Annotated in this window: 10 protein-coding genes and 1 pseudogene; 5 read left to right on the top strand and 6 right to left on the bottom strand. The window is 65.1% G+C overall.

Annotation, left to right across the window (positions count from 1 at the left end):
• A partial coding sequence (locus WAO18_RS07215; RefSeq protein WP_422205077.1) for an ATP-binding protein occupies nucleotides 1-2,804 on the top strand: 2,804 nt, incomplete at its 5' end.
• Nucleotides 2,805-2,861: 57 nt separating this feature from the next.
• On the opposite strand, the gene WAO18_RS07210 is transcribed toward WAO18_RS07215, so the two are convergent.
• Both WAO18_RS07210 and WAO18_RS07205 read right to left on the bottom strand, forming a co-directional pair.
• Nucleotides 2,862-3,074, bottom strand: coding sequence for a hypothetical protein (locus WAO18_RS07210; protein ID WP_422205076.1), 213 nt, complete (start codon nucleotides 3,072-3,074; stop codon nucleotides 2,862-2,864).
• 93 nt (nucleotides 3,075-3,167) lie between these two features.
• Nucleotides 3,168-5,789, bottom strand: coding sequence for a LuxR C-terminal-related transcriptional regulator (locus WAO18_RS07205; RefSeq protein WP_422205075.1), 2,622 nt, complete (start codon nucleotides 5,787-5,789; stop codon nucleotides 3,168-3,170).
• Between the two features lie 236 nt (nucleotides 5,790-6,025).
• On the opposite strand from WAO18_RS07205, the gene WAO18_RS07200 reads away from it, so the two are divergent.
• Both WAO18_RS07200 and WAO18_RS07195 read left to right on the top strand, forming a co-directional pair.
• Nucleotides 6,026-7,366 (top strand): cytochrome P450, encoded by a 1,341-nt coding sequence (locus WAO18_RS07200; RefSeq protein ID WP_422205074.1) that lies wholly within the window; start codon nucleotides 6,026-6,028, stop codon nucleotides 7,364-7,366.
• A gap of 6 nt (nucleotides 7,367-7,372) precedes the next feature.
• The gene (locus WAO18_RS07195; protein WP_422205072.1) at nucleotides 7,373-8,692 is read left to right on the top strand and encodes an acyltransferase; all 1,320 of its coding nucleotides are present in this window, start codon (nucleotides 7,373-7,375) and stop codon (nucleotides 8,690-8,692) included.
• A gap of 18 nt (nucleotides 8,693-8,710) precedes the next feature.
• Here the strand turns inward: WAO18_RS07195 and WAO18_RS07190 are convergent, their stop codons facing one another.
• Genes WAO18_RS07190 through WAO18_RS07180 form a run of 3 tightly spaced genes read right to left on the bottom strand, consistent with a single transcriptional unit; the run spans nucleotide 8,711 to nucleotide 12,155 of the window.
• Nucleotides 8,711-11,269 (bottom strand): FtsX-like permease family protein, encoded by a 2,559-nt coding sequence (locus WAO18_RS07190; protein WP_422205070.1) that lies wholly within the window; start codon nucleotides 11,267-11,269, stop codon nucleotides 8,711-8,713.
• Nucleotides 11,266-11,973, bottom strand: coding sequence for an ABC transporter ATP-binding protein (locus tag WAO18_RS07185; RefSeq protein WP_422205069.1), 708 nt, complete (start codon nucleotides 11,971-11,973; stop codon nucleotides 11,266-11,268). The genes WAO18_RS07190 and WAO18_RS07185 overlap by 4 nt, the downstream gene beginning before the upstream one ends.
• Nucleotides 11,970-12,155, bottom strand: coding sequence for a hypothetical protein (locus tag WAO18_RS07180; protein WP_422205067.1), 186 nt, complete (start codon nucleotides 12,153-12,155; stop codon nucleotides 11,970-11,972). Before WAO18_RS07180 ends, WAO18_RS07185 begins: the two co-directional genes overlap by 4 nt.
• 247 nt (nucleotides 12,156-12,402) lie before the next feature.
• On the opposite strand from WAO18_RS07180, the gene WAO18_RS07175 reads away from it, so the two are divergent.
• On the top strand, nucleotides 12,403-12,630 hold the full coding sequence (locus tag WAO18_RS07175) for a hypothetical protein (RefSeq protein ID WP_422205065.1): 228 nt from the start codon (nucleotides 12,403-12,405) through the stop codon (nucleotides 12,628-12,630).
• On the top strand, nucleotides 12,596-12,913 hold the full coding sequence (locus WAO18_RS07170; RefSeq protein ID WP_422205063.1) for a hypothetical protein: 318 nt from the start codon (nucleotides 12,596-12,598) through the stop codon (nucleotides 12,911-12,913). Before WAO18_RS07175 ends, WAO18_RS07170 begins: the two co-directional genes overlap by 35 nt.
• A 102-nt stretch (nucleotides 12,914-13,015) precedes the next feature.
• Here the strand turns inward: WAO18_RS07170 and WAO18_RS07165 are convergent.
• Nucleotides 13,016-13,613, bottom strand: a pseudogene (locus WAO18_RS07165) (hypothetical protein); the annotation flags it as partial.

Here is a 13,613-nt window from a genome sequence, read left to right as displayed (position 1 = left end):
GCGAGGTGCAGCGCCGCGATGGGGTGGATCTGCGGTTACGGGTAGGCCTGAATTCGGGTCAGGTGATCGCCGGTGAGATGGGTTCGGGGTCGCTGGGATACGCCGCGACCGGCCAGCCGGTCGGGTTTGCGCAGCGGATGGAATCGGTGGCCCCACCGGGCGGGGTGATGCTCTCGGAATCCACCGCACGGCTCGTCGAGCACGCCGTGCTGCTCGGTGAACCGGAGTGGGTGCACATCAAGGGGGCCGACGAACCGGTGGGCGCCCGACGGCTATTGGCGATCAGTGCGCGGGATGCCCTGGTCGGGCACACCGAGGCGAGCCTGGTCGGCCGGCACTGGGAGATGGCGGCCCTCGGCGGACTTCTGGACCGCACCATCGGTGGCCACGGTGGTGTGGTGAATGTGGTGGCGCCGCCGGGCGTTGGCAAGAGCCGTACCGCGCGCGAGGCCGCGGCGGCCGCGACCGGTCGCGGCGTCGAGGTGTTTTGGGCCTTCTGCGAATCCCATGACCGGGACATCCCGTTTCACGTCGTGGCCCGGCTGCTGCGCGCGGCCATCGGTGTGGCCGATCTCGGCGGTCATGCCGCCCGCGGGAAAGTGCGGCGTCAGATTCCGGCTGCCGACCCGCAGGATCTGCTGCTGCTGGATGATCTGCTCGGCATTGCTGACCCTGAGGTGCCGCTGCCCCAGATCGACCCGGATGCGCGGCGGCGCCGGTTGACCGCCCTGATCAACACCGCGACGCTGGCGCGCACCGAACCGGCGCTGTACATCATCGAGGACGCGCAATGGATCGATTTGGTCAGCGAGTCGATGCTGTCCGATTTCCTCACCGTGATTCCGCGCATCCCGGCGATGGTGCTGATTACCTCGCGCCCCGAATACCAGGGAGAGCTGACGCGGGTGCACGGTGCTCAGACCATAGCCCTTGCACCACTGGAGGATTCGGACACCGCGGCGCTGCTGGGTGAGCTGTTGGGCTCGGATCCCTCGGTCGGCGAGCTGGCGGCGATCGTCGCCGAGCGGGCCGCCGGGAATCCGTTTTTTGCCGAGGAGATCGTGCGCGAGTTGGCGCAGCGCGGGGTGTTGGCCGGTGAGCGCGGTGGCTATGTCTGTCAGGTTGTAGATGTTGCCGAACTGAGCGTGCCGGCGACGGTACAGGCGGCCATCGAGGCGCGCATCGACCGGCTGAGCGCTGCGGCCAAGCGGTCGTTGAACGCGGCATCGGTGATCGGAGTCCGCTTCGGGGCGCAGTTGCTCGCCGCGCTGGGGATCGATCCGGAAATCGACGAGTTGCTCGGTGTCGAGCTGATCGATCAGGTGCGGTTCACTCCCAACGCCGAGTACGCGTTTCGGCATCCGTTAATCCAAGCGGTGGCCTACGAATCGCAGCTGAAATCCGACCGCGCGCTATGGCATCGACGCTTGGCCGCCGCCATCCAAGAACATGAGGCGGGCTCGGTGGAGGAACACGCAGCGCTGATCGCCGAACATCTGCAGGCCGCCGGCGACCTGCACGCGGCGTATGGCTGGCACATGCGCGCCGGCGCGTGGTCAACCAACCGCGATCTCCCCGCGGCCCGGATCAGCTGGGAGCGCGCACGAAAGATCGCCGACGCCCTGCCCGCCGACGACCCTGGCCAATTGTCGATGCGCATCGCCCCCCGCACCATGCTCTGTGCCACCGACTGGCAAGCCCGAGCAATCCATGAAAGCCGGGGCCGCTTCGCGGAGCTGCGGGAGCTGTGCAGCGCGGCCGGCGACAAAATCTCACTGGCCATCGGCATGACCGGGTTGGGCACCGAGCATCTGTTCGCTGGGCGCGCACATGAGGGGTCGCGGCTGGCATCCGAGCAGATGGCGCTGCTCGAGTCGATCGGCAATCCCGCCCTGACCATAGGGTTGGCGTTCGTACCGTTCGCCAGCTGGTTCGCCAGCGGTGAATTCGGCGAGATCGTGCGGTGGTCACAGACCATCATCAACCTGGCCGACGGGGACCCCACCAAGGGCGCTGGCTTCGGTCTGGGATCGCCGCTGGCGATCGCGCTGGCATTTCGCGGCGTTGCTCGGTGGTGGCTGGGCCAGCCAGGGTGGCGGCCGGACCTGCAAGATGCCGTCGCGATGGCCCGAAACAGCGATCCGGCAACCCTCGGCGTTGTCCTCACCTGGACCTACGCCGCGATACCGTACGGCGTGCTTCAGGCCGATGACTCCGCACTGCGGACGATCGAGGAGGCGGTGCAGACCGCCAATAGGGCCAGCAGCGATATCGCAGTAATCTACGCCGACTACTCGTTGGCTGTCGCGCTGCTGTATCGGGACGCCGCGGCTGACCGTCGCCGCGGGGTGGAGATGATGGTGCAGGCCCGAGAGTGGCAGCGCGAGCGGATGCCCTCCCTGGTTCCGGTCACCGAAGTGTTGGCCGCCCGAGCGAGGGCCGGGCGTGGCGAACGCGATGCTGCCATTGCGGTGCTGCGCAAAGCCGTCGACGAGCTGGACAAGGAAGGACGGCTCGGGTATCGCGTTTGGGGCACCGGCGCACTCGTGGAGACTCTGCTGGAGCGTGGCGCCGAGGGCGACCTGGCCGAAGCCCAAGAGGCGATCGATCGGTTGGCGAACCTGCCGGACGACGGCTCGGCGATCCGCGAGATCACGCTGCTGCGGCTGCGCGCGCTGCTCGCCCGAGCCCGCGGCGACGACGTCGCCTACCGGGACTTGGTCATTCAATATCGCGCGAGGGCGGAATCGCTTGGCTTCGAAGGACACATCGCCTGGGCCGAAGCGATGGCAGTGGCGACCTAAGTGTTCGGCCGGCCGCCATGGACTACTCCAGGGTCCAACGCGGTGCGCTCGGCCGCTTTACTCGCACCCGTCGTCGTCTGTTTGGTGCTGCGCCGCAAGAAGTTTCGCTTCGGCCATGCGGTACAGGCCGTCCAGGGCGGCCGGCCCCACATCGACGTACTCGCAGATCACGTCCGTGCAGACGCCCGCGTCGCGCAGCCTTAGTGCCAGCGAATACGGTAGTGGCAGCCGGCGCAACGCTCGCTCGCGTTGGCTGAGTTCATCGGGCATCTGAGCAGCATGCAGATCGTTTCGTGGTGCCGATTCAGTATGCGGATACTGCAAATCATCACCGGCACCGAGCGAATGCCGTCAGAGGCGATATCAGTCCGGTCGCGCCCCGCGGGGGGATAGCAGGGCGGCGAGTTCGTCGCGGCTGGTGGTTCCGGTCTTTGACATGGCCCGGTAGATGTGGCTTTCCACAGTGCGTACCGAAAGAGTCAGTCGCTCAGCAACTGCGCGGCTGGACAACCCTTCTCCGATCAGCATCACGATCTCTCGTTCGCGGTCGGTCAACGGCACGGGTTCGCTTGCCTGCCGAAGCGCGGGAGTCCATGCGCCACCACATTGTTCGGCCAGTGCACCTGCACGTGCCACGCATCCCAGCGCCGATCCCCGTAAGCCCTGGCTGCGATACGCGAGGGCAGCTTGGGCGGCGGCATCGACAGCGGCAACGAGGTCGCCCATGCGCTCGAATTCATCTGACACCGCGGTCAATTCAGCGGCGTCACCGTCACGCAGGGCGGCCGAGAACCGCGCTGCGACGCCCACACGTGGTCCCTCGACGATCGCTTCGAGGTCGCGCAACCTGGGTGAACCCGAACTGTCACCGAACTGGGCGGCGGTCTGCAGGCAGAACACTTCAGCCGCGAATTGACCCTTGGCTGACGCTCTTTGGGCCGCCGACAACAAGACAGTGATCGCCTCACTGACGGCGCCCTGTCCCGCGACCACCCACGCCCGAGCCAGGCTGCGTTCATAGTCGAGTAATCGAAACGGGCGTCGCTGCTTGTCGAGAGCGGCAAGGGCGGTAGCCGCCTCTACGGTTGAACCGCACATCGCGAGCGCAGTCGCGCGGGTGACGTGATAGCGGTATCCCCAGCCCAAAGCATGCGTTGCGGAGAGTCCTACTGCTGCCTGTTCGAGCAATGCACCCGCGGAATCAAAGCGTCCGGCGCCGAGCGCGGCCCGACCCGCCACCGCAGCACCCAGCAATTGAGCAGCCCCCGGAAGATCGGCCGCCTGCCGGCGCACCCGCTCGGCCACATCAACGGCGTCGGCAATCCGCCCAGCCAGCAGCAGCGCGCTGACGTGTGCGTCGGCGATGTTAAACCTCATGTGCGGGGCGTCGAAAGAGCGTGCCACAGCGGTATATCCCGCGTCCGTGACAGCTTCGACTTCAGAGATCCGTCCTGCGTCCGCGGATATGTCAGCCAAGACCCAGGCTATTTCAGCGCCGACGACGGCGGGCAGGTCAGCCAATGTCAGGCTCTTGGAAGCATGCATCGCCGCAGCCGGCTCGTCCACCGCAAACCAGTACACCGTGAGGAAGGCATCGATATAGGTACGGGCCTGCGATGATATGGTGCGCGACGCGTCGTCAATGATGTTTTTCGCGCGTGCGGGATCACCCAGCGCCCACAGCATGTTGCTGGCTCGTAGGAACGCGAATCTGGCGCGCTCGCCGTCGGTCAACTCGCCGGCACGAATCTCGGTCAGCACCGCGTCAGCCTCCTCGCCGCGGCCCAGCCACGAGAGTGCGTGCGCACGAACAAGATTCGGCTCGGCCCCCGCTCCTGCGCGGACTGCCGCTTCTGCAAGTCGATCGGCGAGGGAAAGATCCGCCAGCCAGACGGCGCCGTGGGCAGCCCTAACGAGTAGGTCGGCGTCGGGTGTGAGATCGGAGTCGAGACTCAACGTGGCGCGGCGCACCACGACCTGGATATCGTCGCGATCATCGGACGCGGCGAGTTCGGCGGCGACAAGTCCGCGTAGCCGCCGCAGCCGGGTAGGTGCCGCGCGTTTGCGGCGCACCTCACCGTAGAGGGGGTGTGCCACATGCACTTCCACACCGCCACCGACGGGCTGAAGCGTGATGATGCCGCGGGTGTCGGCCTCCTCGACCGCTGCCGGACTGGCGATGCGCCGCAGCGCCGCCAGTTCGATGGGCTCCCCCACAGCCAGTGCGTCGATCACATCGCTGACCGGCGCGGGGAGGGCTCCGATGCGGGATTCGATCAACTCAACCAGCCCGGGCGGCATGACGACATCGCCGAGCCACCGAAAGTAGCCGTCCCGCTGTACGATTCGGCCATCAGCGACCTCTTGTTCCACGATGTTGCGCAGATACAAAACGTTGCCACGCGTTAGCTTCCACAGCCGCTGAGCGGCGCCCGGATCCACCGGTCCAGCTAAAGTTGTCGACACCAGGGTGGTGGTTTCATCGAGCGACAAAGGTTGAAGGTCAAGCCGATCGAACCGGCCAACCTTCCATATCTCCTGTACCGCGGCGGGAATCGCTTCACCGTCGCGAATGGTGAGAATCACTTTCGCTTCGCCGCGCTGCACGATCTGGTGCACGACGAATATCGACAAATCATCGAGCAAATGCACGTCATCGACAAGCAGCACCGCGGTGGCGCCCGCAGATGCGGTCGTCAGCGACTCGATCACTCCCCGCAGCAAGTGAACGGTATCGGTGACACCGGACTGTGCCCACGCGGTGAAAGCGCCCAGCGGAATTGCGCGGGCCGAGGACGTGCCGACTACCACCCGGCCTTCGCATCCCCGCGATTCAGCAGCCGACAATGCCTCACGGGCGATCCGGCTCTTCCCGACACCCGCAGCGCCGTAAACAACGATCCCGGAAACATCAGACGCCCGGATCGCGGCCTCGATAGCTCCTATCTCCTCCGAGCGGCCAATCAACGGCCAAGGCAAACGCACCCCAGAAGCGTAAGAGCGCCGACACCGCGAGGGGAGGATACGGGCGACTTAAGTCTCAAGATCACAACTCAGTACTACGGGCCAAAGCCGGAGGAGATTGCAGTACTTAGCTACCGGGACCGTCTTAGCGCACGCGAGCGACGATTTCCTTGGCACGTGGATCGAGCGATCCGAGCCGTCGCGCTCGCACTTATCAAGCGGGAGATCCCAAGGAGCATCGCAGATCGGGGAAACGCATGACCTGCCCAGCCATCGCCAGCGGGTACGAGACATCGACAGCGAACAGGTTGAACCCGCCTCGGGTCCGCTTACCCAAGCTGGTGCAGGGTCTCGCATTAACCGTATTTCGCCGCGGCGCGATGCGGTATTGGATCAAGCGGTACGGACCTATCATCGAATTCAACGTCCCATTCTTCGGCCAATGCGTCGCGGTTTCCGACCCCGGACTGGTGAGGTTGGTATGTACCGCGAACACAGAACAGCTGTCCAACTATCAGCCAAATCTCAGCAATTGTTTCGGCCCTGGGTCGATATTTGCACTCGATGGCAGTCGGCACCACGCTCGGCGTCGGCTCCTCGCACCGGCTTTTCACGGGCGGAGCCTAAAGAATCACGAGGCTATTATCGTTGAAGAGATATTACATGAAAGCGCGAATTGGCCTGAGAACAAAGAATTCGGTATTCTCGAACCGATGCACAGGATTACCTTGAACGTGATCTTGCGGACCATCTTTGGCGCTGAGGGCGGCGAACTCGAGCAACTGCGTGAGATCGTGGCACGCTACGCGAATTACGGATCGGCCATAGTGAAGTTTATGCCGGTGCCGAAACTGCGGACCCAGCGCTACAGTCCGTGGAGAAAGTTCGACGAAATCCGCAGGGCATTCGACCGAATCATCTTCACGCTGATCGACCGGGCTGAAGCCGACCCAGAACTGGGCCAGCGGACGGACGTCCTGGCAGTATTGCTGTGCAGCAGGCCTGCCGACGGAACGGGAATGTCGCGGCAAGACATCTGCGATGAATTGGTGACCCTCATCGGTGCCGGTCATGAGACCACAACATCTGCCTTGAGCTGGGCGTTCGAACGATTGCGGCGCCACCCGGCCGTCCTCGCCGAGCTGGTCAATGAAGTCGACGAGGGGGGTAGCGATTTCCGCCGAGCCACGATTTTGGAGGTGTTGCGAGTACGTCCCGTCATCGACTTGCCCGGCCGCCGGGTCAGTGCGCCACACTTCGATCTCGGCCAGTGGCGGATTCCGCGCAATCACAACGTATTCGTAAGCCTCCCCGATCTGCACGAGAATCCGAGAATCTTTCCTCACCCCGAAAGATTCGATCCGAACCGCTTCGGGGACACCAAGCAGCCAGCACCGGCATGGCTGGCCTTCGGATACGGTGCACGCCGGTGTATGGGTTCTGATTTTGCAGTCAACGAAATCGATATCGTGCTGCGGACAGTGCTGCAGCATTTCCGGATCCACACCGACTCCGCCACTGACGAGAAGTCGTCTTTCCGGGGAGTCACCTATGCCCCGAAACGCGGCGGCCGCATAGTACTCACCCGGCGAAAGTAGCCCCTTATGTCGACCCAGTTGATCAGCCCATTGCGCGCAGAGCGGTTCGAAGTCCGCTGCAACGTCGGTGACGTCGCTCTCGCGAACGTGGCGATACACGTAGTTTTCTTCTTCGAGCGGCATCTCGACACGAAGACTCTTGGGCATGCATTTGCGCAGGCGCTCACAAAGTTTCCGATCTTCGCCGGCAGAATACGCATACCCAACGGCGCGATGCGGATCCGATGTAAGGGGCGGGGAGTGCCTTTCACAGTCGTGTCGTCCGACCGGACACAGCGTGAGGCAATCCGTTCGGTGTCGGAGGACAGCGGAGACTGGCTGGTCGACCCGGTGAATGCCCTCAAGGCGAGGTGGGGATTCGGCCCGCTGTGCAAGGTACGCATCACGCATCTTGCGGACGACTCGACCGCGATCGGTTTCTCGTGGCACCACGCGATCGGTGACATGCAGACGGCGATGCACTTCATCAACGCTTGGGCCGCCGCCGCTGCCGGCAAGCCACTGCCGGAGCCGGTGCTCGCCGAAGACCGTGCGGCCTACCTCGACGAGCATCTGCCCGCGGACGGCGCATCGGAGTCTGGGGTGCGCTGCCTCGGACTCGCGGAACTTGCACGTAGCGCGCTGTACTTGGCCAAGGACGCGCGGAAGCAGCGGACGCTGAGTCGCTACTTCGGAGAAGATGAAATCAACCGCATGCGTACCGCCTATGCAAACGGGACGCGACTGTCTGCCAACGATGTTGTGTGCGCCCATGTTTGCGAGGCGCTCATGAACGCGGATCCTGCGGTGGATCGTCGAACCCTCGCGATCGCCGTCGATGTGCGGAATCGTTGTCGCCTCGATCCGATGCTCGTCGGAAATATCGTCACGGCGTTGAACCTCGACCTGCAACGCGGAGAGGCGGCAAGCTCGATTGCCCAACGCATTCGCCGTAACGTGGACCGCTTTGCCGACGAACACTGCGACATGCGCATCAACCAACAATTCCTAGACACTGCCGGTGCATGGCGGGGCGCTCGCTGTGTAGCCACTAGCTACAACCCGGTCCGGTGGAATCCGCTTGTATCGAACTGGAGCGGCTTTGGTGTTTATCGCCTCAGCTTCGAAGACACCTTCACGTCCTATTTCACGCCGTTGATGAAAATACCTTTTGCGGGCTTCGGTGCCCTGGTTGACGGGCCAGACGGCCGCGGACTGGTCTTTCAGATGACATTGCCGCCAACAGACTTCGAGGCCATGTCGAGCCCCGCGGTTCGGGAACATCTAGACCGGTTCCGGCGCGAAGGCGACGACATTCCGCGATTGCGCAGCGAGGTTCACGGCTAAAGGGTTGCGCCCCGAACGTCAACTGGATCGCAGCACCTCGGCCGTCTCGAGTCGCCGCGCGTGGATCACGGGGTACACCGCGGCGGTCAGGACCAGCACCACCGCGGCGGCGGCACCGGTTCGCAGCGGGAGGGGCAGAACACCCCATTCGATCTTGATGCCGTAGAACACCGGCGAGCCCAGCGACCAGAGATAGGTGATACCTACCCCCCCGAGCACAGCGAGGCCGGCGACAAGCAAGCCGAGCAGGCCGGCGTTAGCGATGATCACGGCCTGTTCCTGGCCAGCGGTCATCCCGATCGCCCGCAAGGCGGCCCGCTCACGCCTGCGTTGCAGAAGTCCCAGTACGAAGACGTTCAGCACGCTCAAGCCGGCGGCTGCCATCACCACATACCCCGCGATCGTGAACGGCTCCAGGAAACGGGTCATCCCGCTGGTGGCCTCCGAGCGCCACTGCTCGTTGTCGTACACCCGCAATCCGGCGCCGAGGCTGAGGTAATCGTTTCGGTGGGCGGTTGCATCGGTGGCGGACGGGTACGCGACCGCGACCTGATCGCGTACGGCAGCCCAGTCAGAACGCGCCAACCTTTCGGATGCCAGGACGATATCGCCCACCGCGGTGTCGTCGATCATCCGTGGGTGAAAGATTCCAGCCACCCGGTACCGCTTCGGCCCTTCGACGCTAGCCAGCTCTACGGTGCCGCCCGCGGCAACGTTGAGTCGGCTGGCGGCGATGGCGCTCAGCCCAATCTGGCCTTCCCGCAATCCCTGCCAGAACCTGTCCGGGACATCAGTGGGCTCATACAGCGATTGGCTGTACCAATCGCCCGGCGTAACGCCGACGACCAGGCGTGACAACGTTCCCGACGAGATCGTCGATCGCCGGCGCGACGACACGCTGCGCCCGTCGGCAGCGCCGGTCACCAACTCGAACGTGGCGTCGGAAAGCTGGCTGTCCCGCTGATCGAGTACCGATTGAGCGCTGATCAACAAGGCGGCGGGCAGTCGGTCGGCTTTCTCTGCGGCAATTTGCCTGGTGCCGAGCAGTTGCATGCTGTGTGAGCTGATGGCCGCGCTCGTACCCTCAGCGAGGAGCGCAGCCGACAGAGCGAACAGCACGACGTAACGCCGAATGTCGGCACCCAGCAAGCGCCCGACAGCCGGTCGCGCAATTGTCAGCAACTCGATCGAGAGCCCGCCGGCACGCGGAGCGATCCACGCCGTCACCAACGCCACCCCGCACAACCCCAGCGTCATGCCGTTGACGCCCGCATTCAGCGGTAGGGAACCGCGCTCGAAAATCTTCAACACGGCGACGGCGGTCGCCAGCAGCCCCACCCCGACGAACAGCGGCCACATCGGGATCTTCCTGGCGCGCTGCACTCCTCCCACGCTCGCCATCGATGCCAACGGTCCTTCGCGGACCAACCTGACCGCTGGCCCGGTCATCGCGAGGATTCCGCAGACGAGCCCGGCGGCCGCTCCGATCACGATCAAACTCGGCGTGAAGTGCGTAGCGATCGTGCCGCCGGAACCGGCCAGCATGGATTTCCCGAATCGGTCCACCAGATACGTCCCGAGCATGAAACCGCTTGGGACCCCTAGCAACCCACCGAGAACACCCACGACTGCGCCTTCGCCGAGCATCCCGCCGAACAGCCCGACCGGCTTGGCGCCGATCGCGCCAATGGTCCCCATCACCGTGCGCCGGTCCTCGACGGCCAACAGAATGGTGTTCAGGGCGATGAGGAAGCCGATCAGCACGCCGGCCAGCACATTGAGGTTGAAGCTCTGAGCGGCGTTCTCGAACACGGCCGGTTGATGGGGCCGCGGCGGCCCTGCCGTTGCTACGCCGGCGATGACGCGGTCGATGTCGGCCGCGACGTCAGCGCCCCGTCTTGGCAGCACGAACGCGGCCGTTGCATAACCCGGTGAGCCGAGCATGCTCGCGGCGATGTCCATCGAGGGGGCCAGCAGCACGTAGCCGCCGTTGATGCCCTCCACACGGTCGAATTCCGGGAAGGTCCAGCCGAGGTGGGCCGATCCCGGTGGCAGTCCCGGGACGTGCAACTCATCACCGAGCTGTAGGCCATGCCGTTTGGCGATGACAGCCGGAATCTGCAGTGGCACACCAGGGCCGGCAGCTGGTTTCTCGTCACGGGCCCGCTGCTCACAATTGAAAGGGCCAACCAGCAACTCGATTTGGCAGGACCCGCCGAGCAGAAAGAATCCGTGACTCCCGCCGGCGACATCCACGGGCGCCAAGCCGGCGACGATCGGGATGACGGCCTCTGCCCCTGCGACCTCGGCATGCAGCCGGTTGACTGTGTTGATCGGCAGCCGGCCGCTGACGTTCGGCGTAACCTCGACCGCCCCGACGCCGGCGGCATGGGTGAGCGACGGGCCGAATGCGTCGAATGGGCGATTGAGCTCAGACTTGAGAATCCAGGTGCCCAGCACCACGGTGACCCCTACCGCAACGCCGATCATGCTGAGCAGCGTCCGGCGCCAGTCGGCGACCAACGCGGCGAGGTGGATGCGCCGGAAAGACAGCCATCCGGCGCGCAGCGATCTCACCAAGGCCCCGCGATAATCGCGGCGGTGTCGACTTCGCATGCGTGCCCGTCGACCAGATGCACCTCGCGGGTGCCGTAGCCCGCCGCAACCCGATCGTGTGTCACCATGACGACCGCCGCGCCATCTTCGTCTGACAACGAGCGCAGAAGGTTCAAGACCTCGGTCGACGAATGGCTGTCCAGGTTTCCGGTCGGCTCATCGGCGAGGATGATCGACGGCCGAGCCACCAGTGCGCGCGCCACCGCCACTCGTTGCATCTGTCCGCCCGACAGTTCAGCCGGCCGGTGCCGTGCCCGATCGCCCAGCCCGACCCGTTGCAGTAGCTCCTCGGCGCGTGAGTCTGCCTTTCGCGCCGGCAGTCCGTCTAACACCAGCGGCAACGACACGTTTTCGACCGCGGTGAGCATTGGCACCAGGTTGAAAAACTGGAACACAAATCCGAGGTTGCGGCGCCGAAACGCGGCGCGCGCGCCGGCGCTCATCGACCAAATGTCCTGCCCGGCCACGGCCACAGTGCCGCTATCCGGGGCGTCCAGCCCGCCGGCAACATGTAGCAGCGTCGACTTCCCTGCCCCTGACGGTCCAGTCACGACGACGAATTCGCCTGCGTTCAAAGTGAAGTCGAAGTCGACGAGCACTTGTACCTCTTCGTCGCCCCTGCGGTACGTCTTAGCGACGCGGTCGAGTTGCAGGATCGGAGTCATGCTTGGACGACCGGGATAACCGAGTCGGCCCGCCGGCCCGGATCAGCGACTGATACCCGTCGTGGACGCTTTTCAAGAGCGAGGCGACGACGCCGCATGCCATGAGTGGTGCACCGCTCGAACATCATCGATGCCGCAGCCGCGGGCAGCATGGCCGCGAGGAGGACCAGGAAGTCGGTCATAGCCAATCCTTTTCGGGCATTTCGCCCCTTCTCCCGCTGGGGTTCTGACCGATTAACCGTCGCTCGTATTCGGTCAGACGAACGCAGTAGCCCCCTACTGGAATTTCGCCCGGCTCGGCGCGGCACTACCTAATCGCGATGCTGAGCTCTCGGCTGCTCGAATGTTGTGCAGCAGCCCGCACCCGCCATACCGTGTGAACCGACCGATTGATGTCTCCAAAGGGGTCCGCCTGGCAAACGTGAAGGCGTGGGTAACGATCGCCGCAGTGGGCAGCTTGGGCCTGGCGGCGTGTTCGTCGTCCGCACCGTCGCAGCCGCAAGCCGCCACATCGAGTTCAACAGTCTCACAGCCAAGCGTTACTCCGAGTGGTGCCGCACCCACCGCCACAGCAGCGCCCAACGCGACTGCCGCTCCCAGCACGACTACATCCTGCGTCGGGTTGTCGATCTGCACCCCGCCGCCCCCGGACGCTGAGGGCAACCCAGCCTGCTACTACCGCGATGGTTGGGTTGGCGACACGTCGGGCTCCGGGATTGATGTCTACTACTTCCGCGAATCGTCCAATGCAGCTAACGGCGAGCAGGTAACCGCCGACGTACGCATGAAGGACGGCACCACGGCCTCGCAGATCGCCGCAATCGATCCGGGTCAATCGATCGATCAGATTCAGTTCCCCGGCATCGACGCATCAGCGGTGCAGGAGGTCTTGCTGACGACCAGCGCTGGGCGGTGCTTCGTCATTGGCCCGAACAGTTAGCTGTCGGAATCCATAGCAGGACCGTCTGATCGGCGTCTCCAACTACCCCGCCGCGGATGCTCCTGGGTCATCAAAAGAACGGCTCGTTCGTCTGCTCGCCGGTTACCCATTGCTTTGGCCTGGCGCGCCGGGTGCGCCTGGGGCGCCGCCGCCGGATTCGCCGGTGAGGCTGTTGCCGCCAGGGCCGCCAGGGCCTCCGAGCGCTCCACTTGCACCGCCGTTGCCGGCACCGCCGTCGCCACCGGGACCGCCGTCAGCGCCGGCGGCACCACTACCGCCCCAGCCGCCACGACCGCCTTGGCCGGCGGTGTGACCCACACCGTTGCCGGCACCACCGTCGCCGCCGTGACCGCCCACACCGCCGTCACCGATGTGGTCGGACGGGGTGGGCTGAAACAACCTAGTACCCCAACCGCCCGCACCCCCGGGTCCGCCGTCACCGCCGTTACCTGAGATGGTGCCGCCAGCGCCGCCGTGACCGCCGTTGCCGCCGTGACCGCCGTCGCCGGACATCCCGAATAGCCCGCGCCCGTGGTCGCCGCCGTCACCGCCGTACCCGGCCCAACCCCCGGTCCCGCCGTCGCCAACGGTGCCGGCGTCGGTGCCGTTGGCGCCGGGGCCGCCATCCACGCCAACCCCACCGGCCCCGAACAGGAAGCCACGACCGTAGCCGCCGATCCCGCCGAGCCCGCCGTTTGAG

Source organism: Mycobacterium sp. (assembly GCF_049278535.1).
In the GTDB taxonomy this organism is placed as follows: domain Bacteria; phylum Actinomycetota; class Actinomycetes; order Mycobacteriales; family Mycobacteriaceae; genus Mycobacterium.
The sequence above is the reverse complement of the archived record's forward strand: the minus strand, read 5'-3'. Positions and strand labels throughout refer to the sequence as shown.